At 48.2% G+C, this 25,902-nt stretch carries 20 protein-coding genes; 13 read left to right on the top strand and 7 right to left on the bottom strand.

Going from position 1 to position 25,902, the window contains the following annotated elements:
• Positions 1–4: 4 nt before the first annotated feature.
• The 5 genes from BUB37_RS16770 to BUB37_RS16750 all read left to right on the top strand — a co-directional run bounded on the left by BUB37_RS16770 (position 5) and on the right by BUB37_RS16750 (position 10,508).
• Entirely contained in the window at positions 5–943 is a 939-nt protein-coding gene (locus BUB37_RS16770) for a PorP/SprF family type IX secretion system membrane protein (protein WP_072994985.1), read from the top strand.
• A gap of 1 nt (position 944) precedes the next feature.
• The gene (locus BUB37_RS16765; protein ID WP_072994984.1) at positions 945–3,089 is read left to right on the top strand and encodes an OmpA family protein; all 2,145 of its coding nucleotides are present in this window, start codon (positions 945–947) and stop codon (positions 3,087–3,089) included.
• A gap of 137 nt (positions 3,090–3,226) precedes the next feature.
• Entirely contained in the window at positions 3,227–3,538 is a 312-nt protein-coding gene (locus BUB37_RS16760; protein WP_094766779.1) for a cupin domain-containing protein, read from the top strand.
• Between the two features lie 35 nt (positions 3,539–3,573).
• Positions 3,574–4,359, top strand: a complete 786-nt coding sequence (locus tag BUB37_RS16755; RefSeq protein WP_072994982.1) for an SDR family oxidoreductase — start codon at positions 3,574–3,576, stop codon at positions 4,357–4,359.
• Between the two features lie 116 nt (positions 4,360–4,475).
• Entirely contained in the window at positions 4,476–10,508 is a 6,033-nt protein-coding gene (locus BUB37_RS16750) for an alpha-2-macroglobulin family protein (protein ID WP_072994981.1), read from the top strand.
• 587 nt (positions 10,509–11,095) lie between these two features.
• On the opposite strand, the gene BUB37_RS16745 is transcribed toward BUB37_RS16750, so the two are convergent.
• The 5 genes from BUB37_RS16745 to BUB37_RS16725 all read right to left on the bottom strand — a co-directional run bounded on the left by BUB37_RS16745 (position 11,096) and on the right by BUB37_RS16725 (position 15,227).
• Positions 11,096–11,455: a hypothetical protein gene (locus tag BUB37_RS16745; protein ID WP_072994980.1), complete on the bottom strand. Its 360-nt coding sequence runs from the start codon at positions 11,453–11,455 to the stop codon at positions 11,096–11,098.
• Between the two features lie 250 nt (positions 11,456–11,705).
• The gene (locus tag BUB37_RS16740; RefSeq protein WP_072994979.1) at positions 11,706–12,224 is read right to left on the bottom strand and encodes a DUF4136 domain-containing protein; all 519 of its coding nucleotides are present in this window, start codon (positions 12,222–12,224) and stop codon (positions 11,706–11,708) included.
• A 21-nt stretch (positions 12,225–12,245) separates the two neighbouring features.
• Positions 12,246–13,262, bottom strand: coding sequence for a GTPase ObgE (obgE, locus tag BUB37_RS16735; RefSeq protein WP_072994978.1), 1,017 nt, complete (start codon positions 13,260–13,262; stop codon positions 12,246–12,248).
• 135 nt (positions 13,263–13,397) lie between these two features.
• Complete coding sequence (locus tag BUB37_RS16730) at positions 13,398–14,108, bottom strand: SIMPL domain-containing protein (protein ID WP_072994977.1); 711 nt, start codon at positions 14,106–14,108, stop codon at positions 13,398–13,400.
• A 12-nt stretch (positions 14,109–14,120) separates the two neighbouring features.
• Complete coding sequence (locus tag BUB37_RS16725) at positions 14,121–15,227, bottom strand: adenylate kinase (RefSeq protein WP_072995071.1); 1,107 nt, start codon at positions 15,225–15,227, stop codon at positions 14,121–14,123.
• Positions 15,228–15,335: 108 nt separating this feature from the next.
• Between BUB37_RS16725 and BUB37_RS16720 the strand changes: the two genes are divergently transcribed.
• The 6 genes from BUB37_RS16720 to BUB37_RS16695 all read left to right on the top strand — a co-directional run bounded on the left by BUB37_RS16720 (position 15,336) and on the right by BUB37_RS16695 (position 23,573).
• A complete protein-coding gene (locus BUB37_RS16720; RefSeq protein WP_072994976.1) occupies positions 15,336–16,517 on the top strand; it encodes a 5-(carboxyamino)imidazole ribonucleotide synthase in 1,182 nt (393 codons plus the stop codon).
• Positions 16,510–16,995 (top strand): 5-(carboxyamino)imidazole ribonucleotide mutase, encoded by a 486-nt coding sequence (gene purE / locus BUB37_RS16715; protein ID WP_072994975.1) that lies wholly within the window; start codon positions 16,510–16,512, stop codon positions 16,993–16,995. The genes BUB37_RS16720 and purE overlap by 8 nt, the downstream gene beginning before the upstream one ends.
• A 71-nt stretch (positions 16,996–17,066) precedes the next feature.
• Entirely contained in the window at positions 17,067–19,097 is a 2,031-nt protein-coding gene (locus BUB37_RS16710) for a M3 family metallopeptidase (RefSeq protein WP_072994974.1), read from the top strand.
• Between the two features lie 310 nt (positions 19,098–19,407).
• On the top strand, positions 19,408–22,446 hold the full coding sequence (locus BUB37_RS16705; protein WP_072994973.1) for a PAS domain-containing protein: 3,039 nt from the start codon (positions 19,408–19,410) through the stop codon (positions 22,444–22,446).
• 8 nt (positions 22,447–22,454) lie between these two features.
• Positions 22,455–22,868, top strand: coding sequence for a response regulator (locus tag BUB37_RS16700; protein WP_072994972.1), 414 nt, complete (start codon positions 22,455–22,457; stop codon positions 22,866–22,868).
• Between the two features lie 183 nt (positions 22,869–23,051).
• Positions 23,052–23,573 carry a 5' nucleotidase, NT5C type gene (locus BUB37_RS16695; RefSeq protein ID WP_072994971.1) on the top strand — a complete coding sequence of 174 codons (522 nt, stop codon included), beginning with the start codon at positions 23,052–23,054 and terminating at the stop codon, positions 23,571–23,573.
• On the opposite strand, the gene BUB37_RS16690 is transcribed toward BUB37_RS16695, so the two are convergent.
• Positions 23,574–23,930, bottom strand: a complete 357-nt coding sequence (locus BUB37_RS16690) for a rhodanese-like domain-containing protein (RefSeq protein ID WP_072994970.1) — start codon at positions 23,928–23,930, stop codon at positions 23,574–23,576. It abuts the gene before it with no gap.
• Between the two features lie 121 nt (positions 23,931–24,051).
• On the opposite strand from BUB37_RS16690, the gene BUB37_RS16685 reads away from it, so the two are divergent.
• Positions 24,052–24,606 (top strand): sigma-70 family RNA polymerase sigma factor, encoded by a 555-nt coding sequence (locus tag BUB37_RS16685; protein WP_072995070.1) that lies wholly within the window; start codon positions 24,052–24,054, stop codon positions 24,604–24,606.
• Positions 24,607–24,747: 141 nt separating this feature from the next.
• Positions 24,748–24,975: a hypothetical protein gene (locus BUB37_RS16680; RefSeq protein WP_072995069.1), complete on the top strand. Its 228-nt coding sequence runs from the start codon at positions 24,748–24,750 to the stop codon at positions 24,973–24,975.
• Here the strand turns inward: BUB37_RS16680 and BUB37_RS16675 are convergent.
• Positions 24,965–25,795, bottom strand: a complete 831-nt coding sequence (locus tag BUB37_RS16675; RefSeq protein WP_072994969.1) for a UbiA prenyltransferase family protein — start codon at positions 25,793–25,795, stop codon at positions 24,965–24,967. The two genes, BUB37_RS16680 and BUB37_RS16675, sit on opposite strands and share 11 nt — an antisense overlap.
• Positions 25,796–25,902: the final 107 nt, after the last annotated feature.

Below are 25,902 nucleotides of genomic sequence, written 5' to 3'. Positions count from 1 at the left end.
AAACGTGAAACATCCCTACACCTTCATATGGCTCCTGTTGTTCGTTCACTTTGGGCTGATAGCACAACAAGACCCACAGTACACCCAGTACATGTACAATATGAGCATCGTCAACCCGGCCTATACGACGAACGACCTGGGCCGTCTCAATTTTGGCGCCCTCTACCGCTCCCAATGGAAAAACGCCGTGGGAGCCCCGGAGACCATGACATTTTACGCCCATGCACCGATGGGCAAAAACATCGAAATGGGGCTTTCGCTGGTAAGCGACAAGATCGGCGACGGGGCACTGAAGGAAAACAACGTCTATGCCGACTTCGCCTATGTATTGAAGCTGGATGCAAAGAGCAATCTCTCATTGGGGCTCAAAGGAGGTTTTACCTCCTTCGAAACCAATTTCAACGGCTTTATGTTGCCCGAATTTCAAGACGACGAAGCCTTTAACGAGAACGTAAACAACACCTTTCCCAATTTCGGTGTCGGGGCCTTTTACCACCGAAGCGATTTTTATGCCGGCATTTCGGCGCCCAACCTACTTACATCGAAACACCTGGAGAACAGGAACGGAATCACCCGGATAGGTTCTGAAAAAATACATTTCTTCCTTACCGCGGGATATGTTTACGACCTCGACCGGCAGATTAAATTAAAACCGTCGTTACTTGCCAAAATGGTGGAGGGTGCTCCCTTGACCGTAGACCTATCGTTCAACGCCCTATTTTACGACCGGTTCGAGGGCGGCCTGTCCTATCGTTTGGAAGACTCGGTCAGCGCCATGTTCAACATTGCGGTGCTACCGGCGCTGCGCATTGGATATGCCTACGACTATACCCTATCGAACCTCAGCGACTACAGTGCCGGTTCGCATGAAATATTCGTACTGTTCGACCTCGACCTTCTTGGCCTTGGCAAGGGCTACGACAAATCCCCCAGATTTTATTAAGATGAAAAAGCTACTCTTTATACTCATCATTCTGGTCGTTTTGGTCCCCGTCAATGCCCAAACCGATACCAAGCGGGCCGACACCTATTTTGAGCGGGCCTATTACAGGGATGCCATCCCCCTTTATGAAGCCCTCCTCCCCAAGAACAAAAGTGCCCAACTAGTTAAAAACCTGGCCGACTGCTACTACCACACCTTCGATATGAGGGCGGCCGCGAAATGGTACGAATACCTTGCTTCCCATTATGCGGAAAGCATGGACGAAAACCATTACTTCAAACTCAACCAATCGTTAAAGGCCATCGGGCAATACGAAAAGGCCGATCGGGTATTGATCGACCACTACCAGGGCCAAAACCTGGAGGAGAAGGTCCGACAAACAAAAAGAAACGGCACCTACCTCAAAAACGTAAGGGCCATTGGCGAACGCTTTGCCATTAAAAACCTGTCGATCAATACGGCCAGTTCCGAATTCGGGGCCGCCATCGTCGATTCGGTCGTGGTGTATAGCGCAACGCGAAAAAAGCCGGGGGTACTCCCAAAACTGTACCGTTGGAACAATCAGAACTACCTCGACCTCTATTCGCACCCAAAGGACCGACTACAATCGGGCGACACCCTCAGTACGCCGTTCTCCCAAAAGATCAATTCAAGGCTCCACGAAGGCACCTTTGCCATTACCAAGGACAGAAAGACCCTATATTTTACCAGGAACAGCAAAAAGAGGACCGAAGACGAGAAGATCAGTCATCTAAAAATCTACAGGGCCGATCAGATCGACGGAACGTGGACGAACATTACCGAACTGCCCTTTAACGGAGATGGTTTCTCAACCGAACATCCTGCTTTGAATCCCGACGAAACCCGGCTCTATTTTTCATCGGACCGCGACGGAGGACACGGTGGCTTCGACATTTACTATGTGGCCGTTCAAAAGGACGGTACTTACGGAAGCCCGGTAAATTTGGGCGGTACGATCAACACCGCCCAAAAGGAACAATTTCCGTTTGTAGACCAAAAGGGCAACCTTTACTTTTCGTCCAACGGCCATCCGGGCTTTGGCCTGTTGGATATATTCCTATCGAAGAACGACGAGGGCAGCTTTTCGAAACCGGATAATTTGGGCCTGCCGCTCAACAGCGGCTACGACGACTTCGCCTTTTGGCTTTCCGACGATGAAGTCCACGGATTTTTTGCATCCAATCGCCCCGAGGGCAAGGGCAGCGACGATATTTATTCATTCAGGGAAACCCGGCCCCTAATCATTGAAGACTGCTGGCAGTTGATTTCGGGCGTAATTACCGACCGGACCACAAAAGAGCCCTTGGCCAGGGCCAATATTGAAATTGTCAAGTCGGGCGGAACCGTAAGGGAAAGCCTTTTATCGGCCCCCGATGGTTCGTTTACCTTTGTGGTCGACTGTAATGCCTCTTACCGGATAACCGCCCAAAAACAGGGCTATGAAAGCAACTCCAAGATGGTGCCCACCGACGATGTGCGCAAGGATAGCAAGGACGGCTCCCTATCCCTTGAATCTTTGCAGGTCATTGGGGAACGCAAGGCCCTTGCCCTTCAAAAAGAACGCGAAGCGGCGGAGAAAAAGGCCTTGGCCGCGGCAAAACTAAGGAAGGAGCAAGAAGAGCTGGCCCTAAGGGAACGCCTTTTAAGGGAGGAAGAAAACAGGAAAAAACAGGCCGAGACCCGGCAAAAGGAAAAATCGAAACGCGCAAAAGAAATAGAAAAGGCCATTGCCACGGAAGAGGCCATTGTCAAAAAAGACGACCGTACGCTTCTCGAGATCGGTGAAATACATTTCGATTACAGCCTGTGGTATTTGCGAAGGGAAGCCCGAATGCGTTTGAACAAGGTGGTGGAAATCATGAAAAAGTACCCGAACATGGTACTCGAGATCGGCACGCACACCGATATCAGGGGCAACAGCGCATACAACCGGGAACTTTCGCAGAAAAGGGCCGATGCCGCCAAGGATTACCTGGTCAAGAACGGAATCGCCAAGAACCGTGTAATCGCCAAGGGGTACGGCGAATCGCGGCCCATTGTCAAATGCGAGACCGAAGAGAGCTGTACCGAAGAAGACCATGAATGGAACCGAAGGTGCGAACTGGTGGTCGTAAAATGGGAATAAGCCGGCCGACAGCCCCAAAACCCCAGTACATAAACGAAACTACCCAGCCTAAACCTGGTCCCGAACCCAAAATAGGGTTTGGGGCTTTTTCATTTCTGTCGCTATTCTTTTTATCTTCGTTAGAGAATATGTATGTTATGAATCTATCCGATCTGCCTTCGAAGGAAATTATGCCGGGCTACCACGGTAAATTGGTGCATTCCCAGAATATGTCCATTGTCTTTTGGACAGTGGAGGAAGGCGCCGAAGTACCCGAGCATTCCCATATGAACGAACAAATAATGCACGTTCAGGAAGGTCGCTTTGAATTTACGCTCGACGGCGACACAAAAACCTACAAGGCCAATGACATTGTTGTCATACCGCCCCATAGCCCCCATAGCGGCAAGGCGCTCACTCCTTGCAAACTCATGGACGTATTTAGTCCCGTACGGGAAGCGTACCGATAGAAAGACAGAATTGAAAACCCCGAAAACCTTACAATATGAACATCTCTTTAAAAGGTAAAAACGCACTGGTCGGAGGAAGCTCAGGAGGCATAGGCAAGGCCATCGCACAGCAATTGGCCGAAAGTGGGGCCAGTGTTACCCTAATGTCGCGCAGCGAGGACAAACTCAAAAAAATCGTGGAAGAACTGCCCCATGACCAAGGACAGGAGCATCGTTATCTGGTAGTCGATTTTTCCGATTTTCACGGCTATCGCCAAACCATATACCGCTATTTTGAAGATCACGGGGTCGATATCCTCGTCAACAATACCCAAGGCCCTGCGGCCGGAAGTGCCTTGGAGAAACACACCCAAGATTACCAAGAAGCCTTCGACCTGCTTTTCAAGACCGTTTCCTATACTACCGAACTGGCCCTAGGGCATATGCAAAGGAAGCGGTGGGGCCGTATCATCAACGTAGCCTCGGTTTCGGTCAAGGAGCCCTTGTCGTACCTCGCCCTTTCAAACACCATTAGGGCCGCCGTAGTTACATGGGCCAAATCGTTGGCCAATGACGTGGGACCCTACGGAATAACGGTAAACAGCATTCTAACGGGGTATTTCGACACCGAGCGCATTGCCCAACTGAACGCCAAAAAGGCGGAGCAATTGGGCATTTCGGAAGACCGGGTACGGGCCGACATGGAGGCCAAAGTACCGCTAAGGCGAATAGGGGACCCCAAAGAATACGGGTATCTGGCCACTTTTTTGGCCTCGGACCAAGCCGCCTATATCACCGGTACCCAAATACCCATCGACGGGGGACTTTTAAAAAGCCTATAGGCCACATATTTTATCCGTACCAAAGCCCCCAATTCCCTCACCGGGTGATACCGTTCACTCATTTACAGTTTTTATTGGCATCGATTTTGCACAGTTTCGTTCTGTAATTTTATACTATGAAAAGATTGTCCCTCATATTTGCCCTAATCCTTTTTTCACCCATGCTACAAGCCCAAGACAACGGAGACCCCTATCAATCGCTTTGGAAAAAAGTGCAGGAATTGGAGCGCGAAGACCTGACAAAATCAGCCTTGGAACTAGTAGAGGGCATTTCGAAAAAGGCCACAAAGGAAAAAAATGCACAACAGGCGGTAAAGGCCCTGTTGTTCGTTTCAAAATACGCCATGACCCTGGAGGAAGATGCCCAATTGAGCATCATAGAACGTTTTAAGGCCGAAATCGCCAGGGCCGATTTCCCCACGAAAAACATCCTGGAAAGCTATTTGGCCAACATGTATTGGCAGTATTTCCAACAAAACAGATATCGGTTTTACCAGCGCTCTACCACCGAAACCAAAGTGGATAGTACCGATTTTCGCACGTGGGACCTGAATACGCTGTTCTATGGGATAGACCTTCACTTCAAGGCATCCCTAGCGAACAAACAAGGGCTCCAAAAGACCGATTTAAAAGGATTTGAGGAAATACTGAATCGACAGGAAGACTCTGAGACCTTTCGCCCCACCCTTTACGACCTGCTGGCCCACACGGCCCTTCAGTTCTACAAAACCAATGAAACCGCCATTACCCGGCCGGCGGACAAATACGAGATCAAAGACCCGGAAACCTTGTGCGAGGCCTATCAATTTATTGACCTCGACCTGGGCACAAACGACAAAACTTCCCTACAGGCCAAGGCGCTCGGTGTTTACCAAGAATTGATCCGCTTTCATTTTGACCATCCGAAATTGGAGCCTTTGGTCATGGCCGATATCGAGCGTATGGATTTCGTATACCAGAACGCCACTTTCCCCAACAAGGAAATGTATTACGAGGAAACCCTAAGAAATTCGGCCGAACGCCTAAGGCACCATGAGGTTTCGGCACTTTACAATTACTCCCTTGCCGAAATGTACCATCGACAAGGGCAGGCTTTCGATCCCGAGACCAACACGGCAGCACGTTGGAAGCATAAAGAAGCCCTTGCCCTATGCGATGAGGTCATCGCCCGATTTCCGAATAGTATGGGGGCCGAAAAGTGCAAGGCCCTCAAATCACAGATCTTGGCCCCTAGCCTGTCCATCGTCACGGAAAGAAACATACCCGTCGACCGGCCGTCGAAATTATTGGTCCACTACAAGAACCTGAATTCGCTGAAACTTTCGGCCCATGTGGTGAACAATGCCCAGATCAAGGAGCTCAACGAGCTATATCCGCAAAAAAAACAGTTGGCCTTTATCGAGCAATTGAAGTCCGTAAAAAGTTGGTCCGCCCGATTAAAAAACGAAAACGATTACCAAGTACATGGTATCGAGGTATTGCTCCCCCCTTTGGAAAACGGACAGTATATTATTTTGGCGACCCCAGAAAAAGAGGGTGACGAAAGCTTTGCCTTCGGCCAGATCCAGGTAACCAATATGGCCTTGGTCGAGATCAACGCCCATTCGGAAAAGCGCTATCAGGTAATCGACCGCATGACGGGCGAACCCCTTTCGGGCGCCAAGATGACCTTTACCTACCTCAAAAACTACAACAAACCCTACCTGACCCGAACGGAACGGACCGACAAAATGGGATTGGTTACCATTCCCCTTACCCATGAGCATTGGAATTACGTAAAGGTCGAGATCGATTTTAACGGGGAGCGCGCCTTTTACGGCGACTATGCGATCAACAAAAAGCAGGAAGAAAACACGGCCGATGATGTGCACAACCAAATTTTCCTGTTTACCGATCGAAGTATATACCGCCCCGGCCAACCGGTCTACTTTAAGGGCATCCTTACGGCGTCTTCCGAAGACCGATCACGGGTCGTGGCAAACGGAGCCGTACGGGCAAGCCTGCACGACGTCAACGGCCAAAAGATCTCCGAACTTGAATTTTTGTCCAATGAATTTGGATCGTTCAACGGCGAGTTTATACTTCCCAACTCTGGGCTAACGGGAGAATTTCATATAAAAACCAGCGCCTTTTCGGGCAAAACCACCTATTCGCACTACTTCTCCGTGGAAGAATACAAACGTCCCAAATTCGAGACTTCCTTCAAACCGGTAAGCGAGACCTACAAGGTAAACGATAGCGTCACCGTGACCGGCACCGCCACGGCCTACGCCGGAAGCCACATTAGCGACGCGAAAGTAAGCTACAGGGTGAAACGTGCCGTTTATTTTCCGCGTTGGTACTACTGGCACATGCCTCCCTACTACACCCCATCTTCCCAAGAAATAGCCCATGGGGAGACACGCACGAACGCTTCGGGCGAATACGACATTAGCTTCAAGGCCCTGCCGGACAACAGTGTATCGAAAGAAAACCTGCCCACCTTTACCTACGAGATTACGGCCGACGTTACCGATATCAACGGGGAGACCCATAGCACCTCCACCTTTGTATCGGTGGGCTACCATTCGCTCGTAGCCCACATTACCGTGCCCGATCTCTGGGACAAGGACAGGAACCAAGACAAAATACAGATTTCGACCACCAACCTCAACGGCCAGGAAACGGCTTCTAAAGGAAGCTTGAAAATGTACAAACTACAAGCCCCGGAACAGGTATTGCGCCCCAGGGTGTGGCCCGCTCCCGACTATAAAAACTGGAACAAGGAAGCGTACAAAAACCTCTTTCCGAACGAGGCCTATGAAAAAGAAGACCAACCGGCGAACTGGAACAAGGGCAAATTGGTCTGGCAAACGGACTTCGATACCGAAAAATCGAAGGAATTCAACATCAAAAACCTGAAAAACCTGACATCGGGAAAATACCTTATAGAACTCGAGACCCAGGACAAATCCGGACAGCCGGTAACCGAAAAGGCCATAACCACACTTATCAGCGAAAACGACAAGCAGCTGGCCGACAACGGCTTGTTCAGCATCAAAACGGACAAAGACGACTACCGTGCCGGCGACAAGGTAAGACTTACCTTGTCTTCGAATTCAGAAGACCTTACGGTAACGGTATTTATCGACAAACAACAAAAAATTGTCGGCACCCATAAAATCCACCTCAACCGGAATTCAAAGACGATTACCCTACCGGTAACCGAGGATGATCTAGGCGGGTTTGCCGTCAACTATACGTTTTCGGCCTATAATTCTTTCGAATCGGGGACCCTACCTGTTTCGGTACCCTATCCCGAAACGGACCTCGAGATTGAGACCAACACGTTCAGGGACAAGTTGCATCCCGGAACCGGGGAAACCTGGTCGTTTAAAATAAAGGGACCACAGGGCGAAAGGGTATCCGCAGAACTTTTGGCCAGTATGTACGACGCCTCTTTGGATACCTTCCGGCCGCATTACTGGAATTTCAATCCCCTTGCCAGAGGCAACTACTATACCTCCATTTACGCCAATTCGCATATCTGCTACGGAACCCATTCGTTCAGAACCTATCTCAAGAATCACCCCTATCACCCTAAACCCCAATTATACGACTCCTTTAACTGGTTCGGATTTTATTTCGGGAAAGGTTATATCTATGGACGTGGCCTCAATAAAGTAATGAAAAGTGCCGCCCCGATGATGGCCGACGCCATGGCCGAAGGCGAAGCCTTGGAAGAAGAAACCGTGGCCGATGCCATCCTTACCGGTACGTTGACCGCCCCGACGACAAATGACACGAAAGTAGACGACACCGACATCCAAATCCGTAAAAACCTTCAGGAAACCGCGTTTTTCTTTCCCGAATTGCGCACCGATAAAGAAGGAAACGTGTCGTTCAGCTTTACCACCCCCGAAGCGCTCACCAAATGGAAATTGAAGTTATTGGCCCATACCAAGACCGTACAAAATGCAAAACGAACGCTTTACACCCTTACCCAAAAAGAGTTGATGGTCATGCCCAATGCACCGCGCTTTCTTCGTGAGGGCGATGAAATAACCATTAGCAGCAAAATTGCCAACCTCACGGACAAGCCCTTGTCGGGACAGGCGAAATTGGTTCTTGTGGACCTTGTTTCAGGCAAGGATGTCTCCGATCGACTCTTGGGTGCCGGGACCGAATATCCGTTTTCGGTCGATGCACAGGGAAACACCCAAGTTTCATGGCGTTTGAAAATTCCCGAAAACCTACAGGCGGTGGAGTATACCGTGATGGCCAAGGCCGGCGATTTTAGCGATGGGGAACAAAACGCACTTCCCGTTTTGACCAACCGCATGTTGGTTACCGAAAGCCTGCCCATGTGGGTCCGTAGCGGCCAGACCAAGACCTTTGTTCTGGAAAAACTGAAAGACAATACCTCGACTACCCTTAAAAACCATAAGCTGACCCTGGAAATCACTTCCAACCCCGCGTGGTATGCCGTACAGGCCCTGCCCTACCTTATGGAGTACCCCTACGATTGCAACGAACAGACCTTTGCCCGGTACTATGCAAATGCCTTGGCAAGCCACATAGCCCATTCCAATGAAAAGATCAAGCGGGTATTTGACCAATGGGCCGGTTCCGATGCCCTCATCGGCAATTTGGAAAAGAACGAAGAACTCAAATCGCTGCTGATCCAAGAAACGCCTTGGCTCCGCGATGCCCAATCGGAAGCGGAACAAAAAAAGCGCATTGCCCTTTTGTTCGACTTCAACAAAATGAAGGACGAAGAAACCCGGGCGCTGAACCAGTTAACCAACAACCAAAAACCTTCCGGGGCCTGGCCCTGGTTCAACGGAGGGCCCGACAACCGCTACATCACCCAACACATCGTAGCCGGTTTGGGGCACCTAAAAAAACTCAGGGTGGGATCCGCCTCCGACCAAAACAATACCCGTATCGCTGCGATTACCCAAAAGGCCATAGCCTATTTGGATGCCGAATTCATCGAGGAGTATGAAACCATGAAGCGCTATGCCGATAACCTCGACCACGACCATTTGACCCCGACGCAGATGCACTATCTGTATATGCGCAGCTTCTTTAAAGACTTTGAGGCCTCCGAAGAGGTCGATGAGGCCAAGCGGTATTACTTGGGGCAGGCCAAGAAATATTGGCCCAAGAAAGGACTTTATGCCAAGGGCATGCTGGCCCTGACCTTGAGCAGGGAGGGCGACGCCGTTACTTCCAGAAAAATTTTAAGGGGTCTAAAGGAAAACAGCATCGTTTCCGACGAACTGGGCATGTACTGGAAAGAAAACACCGCCTCTTGGTATTGGTACCAAGCCCCCATCGAAACCCAGGCCCTTTTGATCGAGGCTTTCGGGGAAATCGAAGACGACACGGAAACCATCGACAACCTGAAGATATGGCTTCTAAAACATAAGCAGACCAATCAATGGCCCACCACCAAATCTACGTCGGAGGCGGTCTATGCCCTTCTTTTACAAGGCAGCGATTGGCTTTCGGTCACCGAAGCCGTCGACGTTACGGTCGGAGGGAAGAACATCGACCCCTCAACCATGGAAAACACAAAAACCGAAGCCGGGACAGGCTATTTCAAAACTTCCTGGAATAGGTCCGAAATACAACAAACCATGGCAGAGGCCACCCTGCGCAAAAAAGGGAAGGGCATTGCCTGGGGAGCCCTGTATTGGCAGTATTTCGAGGACCTGGACAAAATAACGACGGCCAAGACGCCTTTACAGCTCAAAAAGAAGCTCTTTCTTAAAAAGAATACCGATACGGGCGAAAAAATTTCGGAGCTTACCGAAACCACCGGTTTAAAAGTAGGTGACCTGGTACGGGTGCGGATCGAACTCCGCTCCGACCGCGATATGGAATTCGTCCATATGAAAGACATGCGTGCCGCAGGTTTTGAACCGGTAAATGTAATCTCTAGGTACAAATGGCAAGACGGACTGGGCTATTACGAAAGTACCAAAGATGCCAGCACCAACTTCTTTTTCGATTATTTGCCCAAAGGGGTATATGTTTTCGAGTACGATTTAAGGGTAAACAACGCCGGTGAATTCAGCAATGGCATCACTACCATCCAAAGCATGTATGCGCCCGAGTTTTCAAGTCATTCCGAAGGCCTTCGGGTAAAGGTGGAGGGGTGACAGGGGGCAGTGGGCAGTTCGCAGTGGACAATTAGCAGTGAACAATTAGCAATGAACAATTAACAGTTGGCAGTTGGCAGTGAACAGTGAACAATTAGCAATGAACAATTAACAGTGGGCAGTGGGCAGTGAACAATAAACAATGAACAGTGGGCAGTTAGCAGTGGGCAGTTGGCAGTGGACAATTAGCAGTGAACAATTAGCAATGAACAATTAACAGTTGGCAGTTAGCAGTGGGCAGTGGGCAGTTGGCGGTTGGCAGTGAACAATGAACAATAAACAATGAACAGTGGGCAGTTGGCAGTTGGCAGTTGTCAGTGGACAATTAGCAATGAACAATTAACAGTTGGCAGTTCGCAGTGGGCAGTGGGCAGTTGGCAGTGAACAGTGAACAGTGAACAATTAGCAATTAGCAATGAACAATTAACAGGGGGCAGTGGGCAGCGGGTATTGACCCCACCCAACGGCACCGATAACCTTATATCACAAGCGGTAAATTGCGCTGGGTTAACGGAAGACAGGTTGGTGTCGTGCAGTTTTTCGAATGGGATTTAAGGAGGTAACCGACCAAAGGAAAAGCCAGAGGCCTAGCCAAAGGGAGAAAAAAACAGCTGATAGAGAAAGACACCGAAAAGATAACCACAGCCAACGCCTACAATAAGGATAAAAATCAAAAAGTGCAGGGCCTTGCCCTGCTCCACATTGATCAGTGCGAGGGGCACACCGTCCTTAAAAATTTCATAGGCATTCATTTTATCGGCCTGTGAGGGATTGCGACGGGAAATGCGGAAATGGTTCTTGTTTACCGAAAAGATGTGTTCTACCCCCGGCTTTGACTTTTTCTCGGAAACTTTGGTTCCGTTCAACAGTACTTTTTCCCTGCCTAACAAGGTTTTGACGATCTCGATCTTATGGTTTTCGATATAGTAAAGGGCAAGCCTGGGCATTTCTCAAGTTCTTTTTATACCGTGCTATGGGCCACAACACCTGAAACCAATCAAAAAAACGCTTACCTCTCCACTGAGGCAGCCTTTGTTGAGCTACCCAATGGCAACCGGGCAGACCAAGCTTTGAAGCTTACCTAAAAATATAGAATTTAAGGGCTTGCAAAAAGAAAAAAACACCTGCACCGGAAGTATTCTTACAACTTAGGTTTACTTGCTACAAAAAAAGTTGGGATTAAACCTACCTTTAAGCTTATTTGGGAGGATATTTCGCCAGTACCTTGGCCACAATTTCACGAAGACGGGCTTCCCTTTTCCCAGGAGTCATATTTCCATTAAAGGTGCTCTCGCTAACGGCCTTCCAAAACAGTTCGTCTTTTTTGCTATCGATAAAATCAAACCTAATTTCACGATGTTGGGAAGCCTGCCCCACGGGAATGCCTATGGAGACCCCTCCCCCGATATTCCTTCCGGTCCCCCCGACACCCAGTCCTACCGAACTGTTGCGTACAGGTTCAAAAAAACGGGCTTTTATATTGATATAAAAGTCGGGATCTTCGGAAAATCGCACCCCTTTGATCTGCAATTCGGCATCAATGGCCTCGAACAACCTGTTTTCATCGAGTTGGCTAAGTCCCGTTACCATATCGGGGTAATAGTTATAGGTCGTATAGTTCGAAAAGTCGGCCTGCTTATCGTAGTCGTAGTACACCTTCACCGTTTTACAGGAAGCCGTTACCAGTACCATTGCCGCCAAAACCACCTTGCGCATACCCTTTCCTTTAAGTCTTTTCTATTCTATAACCTTTTCATTGTTCAACATGGCCCATAACCTATCTTTCAATTCGGTGATGTTCTGCTGCGCTACCGATGAAATAAAGAGATAGGGTACATTATCAAGTTCCTTGTCGAGTTCGGCCCGAATTTCATCCTTCAATTCATCGTCCAACATATCGCTTTTCGAAATGGCCACCAAGCGCTCCTTGTCCAACAATTCCGGATTGTACCTGCGAAGCTCGTCAAGCAGTATGCGATATTCATTTCCGATGTCCTTGCTATCGGCAGGAATGAGGAACAAAAGCGTGGCATTGCGTTCGATATGGCGAAGAAAATAATGACCCAGGCCCTTTCCCTCTGCAGCCCCCTCGATAATTCCGGGTATATCGGCCATGACGAAACTCTGGTAATCGCGGTGCTGTACAATGCCCAGGTTGGGTTTTAAGGTGGTGAATTCGTAATCGGCGATTTTGGGCTTGGCCGAGGTAATAACCGAAAGCAAGGTCGATTTTCCGGCATTCGGGAAGCCTACCAGGCCAACGTCGGCCAAGACCTTGAGTTCGAGAATCACATCGATTTCCTTGCCCTCGACCCCGGGCTGTGCATACCTTGGGGTTTGGTTCGTACTGCTCTTGAAGTGCCAATTTCCGCGGCCGCCCATGCCTCCTTCGACCAGGATCCTCTCCTCGCCATGCTCGGTAATCTCAAAAATCACTTCGTTGGTCTCGGCGTTTTTTACCACCGTCCCCAAGGGAACATCCATATAGACGTCGGCACCGTCGGCACCGGTACTTCGTTGTTTGCTCCCATGGGCCCCGTGTCCGGCCTTAAAATGCTTTTTAAACTTAAACCCGACCAGGGTCCATAAATTTTCGTTCCCGCGGACGATAACATGGCCGCCACGACCACCATCGCCTCCATCGGGACCGCCTTTGGTGATGTACTTTTCGCGATGTAAATGCGCGGACCCCTTGCCCCCATTACCGGATTCGGCGTGTATTTTCACATAGTCTACAAAATTCCCTTCGGTCATGGTACGGTTTAAAAATTAGCATATTACGAATTGCAAAAGTACGCAATTCGCTCGACCCTTTGCGAATGATGGCCATTCAGGATCGACAATCGTACCGCATGGCCCCGTTGAAGAACGGAAAAATCGGGGGAAGGGTCAGTCTTCCAATTGAAAATCGATGGTCGAAACGACCCTTACCATTTTTATCTGTGGTGTATTCTGATCGCGGTCACTGATCGAAAAAAGACCCTGTCTTGCCACCCTTATCTTTCCGACCCGTGCCTCGGAATCGCGGGCAAACTTTTCGGCCACCTCACGGGCGTTTTTGGTGGCTTCCTCGATCATTTCGGGTTTAAGGTCGTTCAACCCCGTAAAGATATATTCAATTGGCCTCCAGGTATTTTTCGAGCCCAGGAGCACGCCGTCGGAAATGAGTTCCGCCGATTCGGCCAAGGCCCTTTGCAAACGTGGGATATCGGAGGTGCGAACGGTAAACTCCGAATTGGCCAAATACCTGTACGGACTTTGTTGTGCGCTATTGTTGTAGATGTTGGCACGGGCATCGGTAACGTTAATGGTACCACGGGTAAGCTCCTCGTCGGAAAACCCTTGCTCCTTAAAAAATCGCGTTACTTTCTCGTTCTGCTCCTCGATATCGCGGCGCAGGGTTACCAGATCGTTCCCGGTCAAGGAAATCGTCATGGGCCATACCGCCAAATCGGCATTGACCTCGCGCTGCGACAGCCCCTTTACTTGAACATAGCGGTCGTATTGTTTACCGATGCGGTGCATATTTCCGATAAAATAGCCCGCAAGAACGATGGCAACGGCCAAAACAATTGTCTTGGCCCAATCGAAATTCTTCATGCTTCAGGTTTTCTATAACTCTTCAATAACCTTGCCAAGGCGGTGCGCCACTTCATCTATGGCCCCGATTCCATTTACGCTATGGAATTTCCCCTGTGCTTCGTAATAATCTTTTAGGGGTGCTGTTTTGGTATTGTACTCATTGAACCGGTTACGGATCTTGCCTTCGTCTTGATCATCGCTTCTGCCGCTGACCTTTCCGCGTTCCAACAGCCTTTGGATCAAGACCTCATCGTTCGCCTCAAGGGCGATGGTGGCATCGACCTTCATGTTCTTACCGGCCAAAAACGCATCCAAGGCCTCGGCCTGGGCCGTAGTTCTTGGAAATCCGTCAAAAATAAACCCACTGGCATCGGGATTCTTCTCCACGGCGTCCTCCAGCATTTTAATGGTCACCTCATCGGGAACCAATTCGCCCTTGTCAATAAAAGACTTGGCCAATTTGCCCAAATCGGTATCGTTTTTCATATTGTACCGAAAAAGGTCTCCGGTCGATATGTGTTTGAGGTTGTACTTGTCCTTTAAAAATTCTGCCTGGGTGCCTTTACCTGCACCCGGTTTCCCGAATAATACGAGATTGATCATATGTTTTTGGTTTAGTTGATAAACTTCTTTGAGGTTGCGGCCCAACTCCTTATAATCGAGGCCATAACCCACAATGAACTTATCGGGTATTTCAATTCCCCAGTAGTCAATGGCATATTCCCCATTGTATACATCGGACTTAAAGAAGAGGCTGGCTATCTTGAACTCCTTGACATTGGTGTTTGAAAATAGGTGTACCAATTCCTTAAGGGTCCGGCCCGTATCGATGATATCTTCCAAGATTACCACACTTTTGCCCTCGATATCCTTGGAAACATCCAAGAGGGTCTCGACAATGCCCGTGGAAGTAAGACCTTGGTACGAACTCAGTTTCACGAAAGAAACTTCGCAATCGTAGGGATAATGCTTCAAAAAATCCGACACAAACATAAAGGCACCGTTGAGCACGCCCACAAAAACGGGCACTTCGTCCTTATAATCGGCGGCTACCTTGGCGGCAACGGACTTGACAGCAGCCTCGATCTGGGCCTCGTTCAAAAAAGGTTTAAAGTGTTTATCGTGCAGTTTTATCAATGCCAAGACTTTTGAGAGTTGCCAAATATAACATTTTGATTTCTCTTTTTTAACACCCCGGCCCCGGTTTTGGGAATTCGACGTATTTTTGTGCCAAGAAGCAACCACATGTCAGCAAAATACGAAAAGAACTATTTTTCTTCCGACTTTACCCTGGGCATTTTGGGGGGCGGCCAATTGGGGAAGATGCTACTGTACGAAACCCGAAAATTCGACATCCGCACCAAAGTACTCGACGCTTCGGACGAAGCACCCTGTAAGATCGCCTGCGATCAATTTGTTTTGGGCAGTTTGATGGATTACGACACCGTAATCGACTTTGGCCAAGACGTCGATGTTCTGACCATCGAGATCGAAAACGTAAATCTCGACGCCCTCGAACAACTCGAAGAAAACGGCAAGACCGTTTACCCGCCCACAAGGGCCCTTAGAACCATACAGAACAAGGCCAAGCAAAAATTGTTCTATGTGGACAACGGTATACCAACGGCCCCTTTTAGCCGGTTCGCCTATAAGAGCGAGATAAACGATAGCATAGCTAACGGTGCACTCGAGTTTCCCTTTATATGGAAGGCCGCCCAATTTGGCTACGATGGCCAAGGTGTCAAGGTGGTTCGCAAACTGGAAGACCTCGAGGCCTTGCCTACGGGGGAATGCATCGCCGAAAAAATGATCGATTTCAAGAACGAACTTGCGGTCATCGTTTGCCGGAATCCCAATGGGGAGGTAAGGACCTACCCCGTGGTCGAAATGGAGTTTCACCCCGAGGCCAACCAAGTGGAATATGTCATCTGTCCGGCCCGTATCGACGACAAGGTGGCCCGAAAAGCCCAGGAAATCGCCCTCAAGGTATCGGAAAAAATCGGACATATAGGCCTCTTGGCCGTTGAGCTCTTTCAAACACAGGACGACGAAATATTGGTCAACGAAGTGGCGCCAAGACCGCATAACAGCGGACATTATAGTATCGAGGCCAGTTACACCAACCAATTCGAACAGCATATCAGGGCGATCTTGAACCTTCCCCTGGGGAACACGCAGAGCAAGGTAGCCGGAATCATGGTAAATTTGGTAGGTGCCGAAAACCATACCGGTGAAGTGCTCTATGAACATATGGAGGAAATATTGGCCCTCGATGGGGTCACCCCCCATATATATGGAAAAAAACAGACCAGACCGTTCCGAAAAATGGGCCATGTCACCATCGTCAACCAAGACTTGGCCAAGGCCCGCGAAATTGCACAACAAGTAAAGGAAACAATAAAAGTCATAAGTAAACAAGATGGGTAAAGTAGCCGTAGTAATGGGAAGCACCAGCGACCTGCCAGTAATGCAGGAAGCCATAGACATGCTAAAGGAATTTGAAATAGAGGTGGAGGTCGATATCGTTTCGGCACACCGCACCCCCGAGAAATTGTTCGATTTTAGTAAAAACGCCCATAAAAACGGCTATTCGGTGATAATTGCCGGTGCCGGTGGCGCGGCCCATTTGCCCGGCATGGTCGCCGCTATGTCTCCCCTGCCCGTTATCGGGGTACCGGTAAAGAGCAGCAATTCGATCGATGGATGGGACTCGATCCTATCGATTCTGCAAATGCCCGGCGGGGTTCCGGTGGCCACGGTGGCACTCAATGGGGCCAAAAATGCAGGTATCCTGGCCGCCCAGATAATCGGCAGCGGCGATAAAACCGTGCTCGAAAGAATTATTTCTTACAAAGAAGGCCTTAAGGCCAAGGTCGTGGAAGGCGCAAAAAGCTTAAAATCGTAAAAAGGACCCACATTTTCTTGACGGCCTCCTCCTTTCGACCAACGACGGAAAGAACTAAAAAAATACCATAGATGAACAATCCACTATTAGCAGCTTTTGATACGGCTCCTTTCGACAAAATAAAGAACGAGCATTTTAAACCTGCTTTTTTAAAGGCCATGGAAGACGCCCGGGCCGAAATCGACGCCATTACCGAAAATAGCGAGGCCCCCACCTTCGAAAACACCATAGAGGCCTTGGAGTTTTCAGGACAGCAACTCGACCGGATTTCCAGTATTTTCTTCAACTTGAACTCGGCAGAGACGAACGAAGAAATTCAAAAGATTGCCCAAGAGGTGTCGCCCTTGCTGTCTGAATTCAGCAACGACATCACCCTGAACGAACGATTGTTCAACAGAATAAAGACCGTTTACGGGCAAAGGGAATCGTTAGACCTTAACCCCGAACAGCAAACCCTTCTCGAAAAGAAGTACAAGCACTTTAGCAGAAACGGGGCCAACCTTCCCGAAGACAAGAAAAAAAGGCTCAGACAAATAGATTCAGAACTGGCCCAACTGAAATTGAAGTTCGGTGAAAACGTATTGGCCGAGACGAACAAATACGAATTGCACCTTACCAACGAAGACGACCTGGCCGGTATGCCCGAGGGCGAAAAAGAGGCCGCTGCGCAACTCGCCAAGTCGAAGGGCAAGGAAGGATGGCTGATAACCCTCGACTATCCGAGCTACATACCCTTTATGAAATATGCCGACAATCGCGAGCTACGCAAAGAACTCGCCCTGGCCTTCGGCAGCAAGGGTTTTCATGGCGACGAACTTGACAATAGCGATATTGTACTCCAAATTGCCAAGTTGCGCCACGAAAGGGCCAACTTACTGGGTTACAAGACCCACGCCCATTTTGTTCTCGAGGAACGTATGGCCGAGACTCCCGAAAAAGTACACGATTTTCTTAACGAACTATTGGAAAAGGCCAAACCGGCCGCCGAAAGGGAATTCAAGCAACTCGCAGATTTTGCCAAGGAAGTGGACGGCATCGAACAGTTACAAAAATGGGACGGCAGTTATTATTCGGAAAAACTAAAGCAAAAACTTTTCGACCTCGACGACGAAAAGCTCAAACCCTACTTTAAGCTCGAGAACGTCATAGCCGGGGTATTCAAAGTGGCCGAAAAACTGTTCGGCCTTCAGTTCGAAGAGGTGTTCGACATCGCAAAATACCACGAGGAAGTCAAGACCTACAGGGTATATGACCAAGATAAGAATTTCATCGCCGTATTCTATGCCGATTTCCATCCCCGAAAAGGGAAACGGGGCGGCGCTTGGATGACCTCGTACAAACCGCAGTACATACGAAATGGGGAGAATGTGCGTCCGCACATATCCAATGTTTGCAACTTTACACCTTCCACGCCCAGCAAACCCTCCCTATTGACCTTCAATGAGGTCACCACCCTGTTCCATGAATTCGGCCACGGCCTACATGGTATGCTGGCCAATACCACCTACCCCAGCCTATCGGGCACCTCGGTGTATTGGGATTTTGTAGAGCTGCCCAGCCAGGTAATGGAAAACTGGTGCTATGAAAAAGAGGCTTTGGAACTGTTCGCCCATCATTATGAGACCGGGGAGCTGATTCCCATGGAACTCGTCAAAAAAATCAAGGAGTCGGCCACTTTCCAAGAAGGCATGCAAACCCTTAGACAGTTGAGTTTCGGGCTTCTCGACATGGCGTGGCACGGGATCGACCCCACGGGCATAACCGATGTAAAGGCACACGAATCAAAGGCCTTCGAAAATACGGACCTCTACCCCGAAACAAAGGAAACCTGTATGAGCACGGCCTTTTCCCACATTTTCCAAGGTGGGTATTCCTCGGGCTATTACAGCTATAAGTGGGCCGAGGTCTTGGACGCCGATGCCTTTGCCTATTTTAAGGAAAAGGGTATTTTTAACCGTGAGGTAGCCACCAAGTTCAAGGAAAACGTACTTTCTAAAGGTGGAACCGAGAACCCCATGGTACTGTACAAGCGTTTTAGGGGAGCCGAACCAAAGGTCGATGCCCTTTTGCAAAGAGCAGGTCTCTTGGAGCCGTCCGAATAGGAGTATATCCACTACCACCAAGCTTACCGATACCCGACCGATATACGGTTGGGGTCGACAACATATGTCAAACAAAAGGGTGCACCGAGCGCCTTTTTTTATGGGCGCTTTCCGCACTCGAATTCGTTCGCGCCGTCGTGCGGCCACACCCATTGTGGAAGAACATCCTTTTTTCTTCGGCCTACACTTGCAATAAAATTAGGCACTATGTCGATTTACCCCTATTAATAATCAATTATTTAATATATTTATAGGCGATTTCCCACAAAGGTAAATGCCCCGCTCCCTGCTCATCCCATAAAACCACAGCATGTACGAACGAATAAAATCCTTTGCCAAATCAAGAAATGAGCCCGGCAACAGCAACGTTCCGCCAGGTTTGCTTGAAAAGGCCAATGAAATAGGGCGAATTGGTGTTTTCGAGCTCAATATCGCAACAGGGGCCGTTTACTGGAACAACATGCTACGCGAAATCTATGAAGTTCCCGATAATTACATCCCCGATTTTGAGTCCATGTTGGTTTTTTGTAAGGAGGAGGGCGACCGAAACATCATGTTCAGGGCCCATGCCGAAGCCATTGAAAAAGGTAGCCCATTCGAATTCGACATCCCCATATCGACCGCCAAGGGCCAACATCGCCATATATGGATAACGGCGCAACCGGAGTTCATCGACGACGGCTGCCACACCATTTATGGCGTCGTAATCGATATAACCGGACCAAAAAAGACGGAGGCCTCATTGCTACAAAAAAAACACCAATGGGATTTTGCCGAGCAACTGTCGGCCATCGGGCATTGGCGCTATAATGTTATAACCACTGATTTTGAATGGTCGGACAACGTCTATCGGATCTATGACTTTGACATAGGGACAAGCATAAATTTCGAAAAATACCTGACCCACCTGCATCCCGACGACCGGCAGATGGTTTCGGACATCACCGAAGAGTTCAAAAGGACAAAGAAATTCAGAAAGTTCAAGCACAGGGCCTTGCATAGGGACGGGTCGGTACGAACGGTCGAAATGATGGGAAGCGTCATATCTTCAACAAATAACCAGGCGATAGAGATTTTCGGTACGATACAGGACATTACCGACAGGATAGATTCCCAAAAAGACCTTCAGCTAAAAAACCAGCTTTTGACCTTTACCACGGAGATGACCAAGGTCGGCTATTGGCAATGGGATACCGTAAACAACCAAGAAACATGGTCGGACAACCTTTATGACATGTTTGGAAGGGAAAAGACAGGAAATCTTACCTATGAGACCTACATGGAATACGTTCATCCCAAAGATGTGGATTATGTGGTAGCACAAATCAAAAAGGCCTTTGAAGACCATGAATTTCCGATATTCGAACATAGGATCATTCTTAAGGACGGAACAGTAAAGACCATTCAATTAATGGGCAAGGTATTTTGCAACGAGGCTGGGGAAGTAATTGAAATTATCGGTACCTGCCAAGATATTACCGAAAGCAAGGCCACCCAGATCGAGCTTTTGAGAAAGAACGAACTGCTGAACCTTTCCAATGAGTTGACCAACGTCGGGTATTGGCAATGGGACACCGTTAACGACGTCGTCATTTGGTCCGAAAACCTGTATCGCATATTCGGCCGCCATGAAAAATCACAGCTATCCTTTGCCACCTATTTTTCCTATGTCCACCCCAAAGATGGGGACATGGTCAACCAAAACTTCGAAGCTTCCTTCAAGAACAAGGCATTCAAAAGTTTCACACATCGCATCGTACTGGCCGACGGTACTGAAAAGGTCATTGAGCTGACGGGCAAGGTAATTGCCAATAAGGCCGGCAAGATCGTCGAAATAATCGGTACCTGCCAAGACATAACCCGAACAAAACGCACCGAGCAAGAACTTATCAGAAAGAACCATTTGCTCAATATGGCCGAAAAAATAGCCATGATAGGCTATTGGCAGTGGAATCTTACAGACGGAAAGATCGTTTGGTCCGACAACCTCTACCGTATCTCCGATATTGAAATGGGGACCGAAATCGACTCGGAGAAATACTTGGCCAGTGTACATCCCGAAGACCGGGAACCGTTGCGGAAATACATGCGGGAAATTTTACAAACCAAAAAGTTCGAACGCTTTTTTCACCGAATCATAAAAAAAGACGGTAGCATAAGAACCATAGAGGTCATAGGGGAAGTCATTATCGGTAAGGACGGCCGGGTAACCGAAATTATGGGAACCTCCCAAGATGTTACCGAACAACGTATGGCCGAGATCAAGTTTAGGGGACTATTGGAATCGGCCCCCGATGCCTTCGTCGTTATGGACACCGACGGCATAATAAAATTGGTAAACAAGCAGACCGAAAACCTATATGGATATAGTTCGGAAGAGTTGGTGGGGACCAACTATTTTGACCTCGTACCCGAAGATTTACAAGACCTGTTTTTACTGGACAAGGAGAGATTTAGGAACAATCCGTTTCAAGGTCCCATTGTACCCTCTACCAACAGCCTGTACATCATCAACAAGGAAGGGAACAAAATACCGGTACAAATAAGTGTCGGACCCGTAGAAACGGCCGAAGGCCTGCTCGTCACCGCTGCCATACGAGACATCACCGAGCAGAAAACCAATGAGGACAAGATTTTGGAAGCCAATAGAAACCTTAAGGAATCAACCGACAGGCTCACCCTCCAAAACCAGCAACTTGCCGAGTTCAACCATATAACCTCGCACAACCTACGGGCACCGGTTAGCAACCTGAACTCGCTATTGCATTTATATAGGGAAGAAAACAGCACCGTAAAAAAGGAGGCACTGTTTGAAAAGTTCGAAACGGTCATCGCCCACCTTACCCTTACCCTCAACACCCTGATCGAGTCGCTCAAGGTAAAGAACAGTACGGCAAAAAGTACCGAAACCATTTCACTTGACGACACGCTAAAAAAGACAAAGGAAATTTTGGCGGCCGAAATACTCAACACCAAAGCCCATATAACAAGCGACTTTAAGGAGATTCCGAAAATCTCCTATAATAAAATCTATATTGAGAGTATTTTTCTTAACTTGATAGGTAATGCCATCAAGTACAGTTCAGAAAACCGCGCGCCAAAAATAGAAGTCGCGTCGTACAACGAAAATGGCCGTGTAACACTGAGCTTTAAAGACAATGGGCTAGGAATCGATTTGAACAGGCACGGCCATAAGATTTTTGGCCTGAACAAGGTATTTCATCGGCACCCCGACGCCAAGGGAATCGGATTGTTTCTGACAAAGGCACAGGTCGAGGCCATGGGCGGATCGATTTCGGTCGAAAGCCAAGTAGATGTCGGGTCTACATTTATTATCAAACTAAACTAAAAATTCAAATGAACAACATCAATGTCTGTATCGTAGATGACGACGACATCTATCAATTTACAATGAAAATGGCCTTGGAATCGTTGAAGGGCGTTGAACGCATAATGTTTTTTAACGATGGCGCCGAAGCCCTCGATTTTATGCTGGACAACCTCAACAAAGAAAAGGAGCTGCCCGACGTAATCTTTCTCGATATCGATATGCCCATCATGGACGGGTTCCAGTTTATGGAAGAGTACATCAAGATCAAACCCAAGGTAGGAAAAAGGATCGTTATTTATATGGTCTCCTCTTCCGTCGACCCAGCCGATATCGAAAGAGCCAAGAAAATAAGTGAAATATCCGATTACATAATCAAACCAATTCAAGAAGGCCAATTAAAGAGCATTCTTCATGAACTAAAAGAAAACGGTCAATTGTAAAACGGACCTCACCTTCCCCATAAATCAAATAAGGTCTTCGCGTATCGAAACGGAAAGGATCATTTATCTACTTTCGTCACCGCATGGCCATTGGCCCGTCAAAATGTTAAGATAAATTAAAGATTGCCACCGAACTTCCCCCTTTAAGATCATATTTACGAACTTCGCCAAAAAAGCGAGCAAATGATTCTATTTGTCGATATGGACGAAGTAATGGCCGACACCTACGGGGCCCATATAGAGATATACAACAAAGAATTCAAGGAATGCCTTACCGTCGAAGCGTGTATGGGCCGCGAAGTATGGCATACCGTACCCGAAGACCGACAGGCAAGTGTACGGAACCATGCCCGAAACAGGGGATTCTTCAGAAACCTAAAACCCATGGCCGACAGCCAAGAGGTCTTAAGGGAACTCAACAAAAAGTACGAGGTTCACATCGCATCGGCGGCCATGCAGTTTCCGAACTCCCTGGAAGAAAAATCGGAGTGGCTGGACGAGCATTTTCCGTTCATCCCCTGGCAACAACGAATTTTGTGCGGGCACAAGCACATTTTGAACGGCGATATATTGATCGATGACCGAAGTTATAACCTTGAGGGTTTCAAGGGCCGATCGCTCTTGTTCACTTCCCCGCACAACATAAACGTCTCTGGTTTTGAGCGGGTCGATTCTTGGATAGAAGTGGGCCAAAGGCTGTTATAACTATTTGGCCTCGGCCTTATAGGCATCGTAGCCCCCCTTAAGGTCAACGACCTTCTTAAATCCCAAGGAATCGAGTACCCGGGCCGCCTCGGCGCTCCTGCCCCCTTTTTTGCAGTAGACAAAGACCGGCTTGTCCTTATCGAGCGCTTGGGCCTTTTCTATAAAACCCTTGCCCAACCAGTCGATATTGATCGCCTCGTCGATATGGCCCGAGTTGTACTCCCGGGGAGTTCTTACATCCAACAAGACACCGGTTTCCACGTCTTCACGTGAAAGTTCTGTGATATATTTTGACTTACTTTGGGAACAAGCCGATACAAAAGCCGACAGTAACAAAAAGACCAGTAAATTTTTCATGGGAGCCAAGGTTTACCCAAATTTAAGAAATATGGCCAGAATTGAGTATCAGAAAACGAAAGAACAAAATTTGCCCGCCGTTACGCCAAATTCACGTAATTTTGAAAACGACCATAAAGGAATGGCTGAGAACAAATTAGATCCGACAACTTGGGTAGACGCATATGCAGACTACCTTTTCAACTATGCGATAGCCCGAATCAACGATGCTGAAATCGCCAAAGACCTGGTGCAGGAAACTTTTTTGGCCGGTTTAAAATCTGCCAAGAACTATAAGGGCGATGCGGCCGAACGTACTTGGCTGATCGCTATTTTAAAAAGAAAGGTCATTGATTACTATCGAAAATCGAACTCAAAAAAGGGAAAGGCCGAGGTAAGGATCAATTACGGTTCGCAGACCGATGCCGAGGGCGATTGGCTCGAAGAACAGGTGGCCGACCCCTTCAGCAATTTCGAACACAGCGATATCGAAAACGAAGAACTCGGATTGGCTATACAGTCGTGTATAGAAAAACTACCCAAAAAACAGGCTCAGGTGTTCACCATGAAAACCATTCAAGGAATCAGTACCGAAGATATTTGTAATGAACTCAACATCAATCCGTCTAATCTTTGGGTAATGATACACAGGGCCAGGACCGCCCTTATGGGCTGCCTTAACCAAAGTTGGTTTTAGCATTGGTTGGTCGATCGATGAACAGTGTACGTAAAAAATATAGGCCAGGGTACCAAAAGACCTAAAAAAAGGAATAAAGGACAGTACAGCATTTTGTTGACAAAATCTTACTTTCCAGAAAGCAAACATTTAGACACCACTATGATATCTTGCGAAAAAGCCGCTATCATTTGTAACAAAATACAATACAAGGAAGCCACATTCATCGAAAAACTCAAGTTGAGGTACCATTTGTTGATGTGCGAAACCTGTACCAAATTCAGCAAAAAGAACTCACAACTCACCTCGCTGTGCAACAAGGCCCATCTACACGGTCTCTCCAACAAGGAAAAAGAGCAAATGAAAGACCGGCTGCGTTCTAAGAGTTAAACAGGTATTGCAGCACCAAGTACACGCCCCAAAGCATTATGGGGATCGATTCAACAAAAAAAGAAGAGAAATAGCGGCCTTGCTTTCGCTGGGTAAAAAACATCAAAAACCCGAACCCCAAGAACAAAATGCCCGCGGCGACCAATTCGAAAACTGCAATCGAATCTTTGAACAACACAACGAAAAAAAGCGGCATATTGGCCAATGCCCCCACAATCTTGGTTCGGGCGATACCAATTCGTTGGGGCAAGGTATGCAGGTCCGGACTGTCGTAGACCAGGTCCCTGATTTCAAAGGGTATCAAAAGTATAAAGACCAGTAAAAAATGGCGCAAGGTCTCTATCCCCGTATCCCACCACCCTACCCGGCCCCATTCCAAGGCGGGAAGGACAACGGTAGTACCTGCCCATACCAAGGCCACCACCAACATTTTGAACCCGCCCAGGTTTCTCAATTTTCCCGCCTTCGGCAAGACGGGAAGTGCGTAGAGAAAGGTCAGGAAGACAAGGCAGGCCAATGCGGCCCATATACGCCCCGGAAGAAAATACGCGTGGTACGAGGCCGCGGCGAAGGCGACAAAACTTGCAAATTGAATGTTCTTGTGATACCTATTGGCCACAAGAATGTATTTCTCGGCCTCGACCCCGTACTTCATAAAATTATAGCAGACGATCGTCCCAAAGAACAAAAACCAGGCCAGGTGCCGGTCTATCGGAATATTCAAGGTTATACCCGCTACGTGTACCAAGGCAAATACAGCAAAGGCCACATGAATACTGGCATCGAGGTAAAAGTCGAACAAACGCTGCAACCACTTCATTTAACAAATGTAACCAAAGTGTTGATAAGGTCGATTTACGGTTAAAAACTTTCTTTACCTTAATCGACAAACCGCATGTTTTATCTGTATTTATAACTAGTTTTGCA

Origin of the sequence: Pseudozobellia thermophila, assembly GCF_900141855.1 — a bacterium.
Classification (GTDB): Bacteria; Bacteroidota; Bacteroidia; order Flavobacteriales; family Flavobacteriaceae; genus Pseudozobellia; species Pseudozobellia thermophila.
The sequence above is the reverse complement of the archived record's forward strand: the minus strand, read 5'-3'. Positions and strand labels throughout refer to the sequence as shown.

Excerpts from the sequence above, each read along its gene's own strand:
- BUB37_RS16680 (WP_072995069.1), top strand. The coding sequence starts at position 24,748 with ATGATATCTTGCGAAAAAGCCGCTATCATTTGTAACAAAATACAATAC.
- obgE (WP_072994978.1), bottom strand. The coding sequence starts at position 13,262 with ATGACCGAAGGGAATTTTGTAGACTATGTGAAAATACACGCCGAATCC.
- BUB37_RS16745 (WP_072994980.1), bottom strand. The coding sequence starts at position 11,455 with ATGCCCAGGCTTGCCCTTTACTATATCGAAAACCATAAGATCGAGATC.
- BUB37_RS16740 (WP_072994979.1), bottom strand. The coding sequence starts at position 12,224 with ATGCGCAAGGTGGTTTTGGCGGCAATGGTACTGGTAACGGCTTCCTGT.
- BUB37_RS16705 (WP_072994973.1), top strand. The coding sequence starts at position 19,408 with ATGTACGAACGAATAAAATCCTTTGCCAAATCAAGAAATGAGCCCGGC.
- purE (WP_072994975.1), top strand. The coding sequence starts at position 16,510 with ATGGGTAAAGTAGCCGTAGTAATGGGAAGCACCAGCGACCTGCCAGTA.
- BUB37_RS16720 (WP_072994976.1), top strand. The coding sequence starts at position 15,336 with ATGTCAGCAAAATACGAAAAGAACTATTTTTCTTCCGACTTTACCCTG.
- BUB37_RS16690 (WP_072994970.1), bottom strand. The coding sequence starts at position 23,930 with ATGAAAAATTTACTGGTCTTTTTGTTACTGTCGGCTTTTGTATCGGCT.
- BUB37_RS16685 (WP_072995070.1), top strand. The coding sequence starts at position 24,052 with ATGGCTGAGAACAAATTAGATCCGACAACTTGGGTAGACGCATATGCA.
- BUB37_RS16765 (WP_072994984.1), top strand. The coding sequence starts at position 945 with ATGAAAAAGCTACTCTTTATACTCATCATTCTGGTCGTTTTGGTCCCC.
- BUB37_RS16695 (WP_072994971.1), top strand. The coding sequence starts at position 23,052 with ATGATTCTATTTGTCGATATGGACGAAGTAATGGCCGACACCTACGGG.
- BUB37_RS16700 (WP_072994972.1), top strand. The coding sequence starts at position 22,455 with ATGAACAACATCAATGTCTGTATCGTAGATGACGACGACATCTATCAA.
- BUB37_RS16755 (WP_072994982.1), top strand. The coding sequence starts at position 3,574 with ATGAACATCTCTTTAAAAGGTAAAAACGCACTGGTCGGAGGAAGCTCA.
- BUB37_RS16710 (WP_072994974.1), top strand. The coding sequence starts at position 17,067 with ATGAACAATCCACTATTAGCAGCTTTTGATACGGCTCCTTTCGACAAA.
- BUB37_RS16760 (WP_094766779.1), top strand. The coding sequence starts at position 3,227 with ATGAATCTATCCGATCTGCCTTCGAAGGAAATTATGCCGGGCTACCAC.
- BUB37_RS16675 (WP_072994969.1), bottom strand. The coding sequence starts at position 25,795 with ATGAAGTGGTTGCAGCGTTTGTTCGACTTTTACCTCGATGCCAGTATT.
- BUB37_RS16750 (WP_072994981.1), top strand. The coding sequence starts at position 4,476 with ATGAAAAGATTGTCCCTCATATTTGCCCTAATCCTTTTTTCACCCATG.
- BUB37_RS16730 (WP_072994977.1), bottom strand. The coding sequence starts at position 14,108 with ATGAAGAATTTCGATTGGGCCAAGACAATTGTTTTGGCCGTTGCCATC.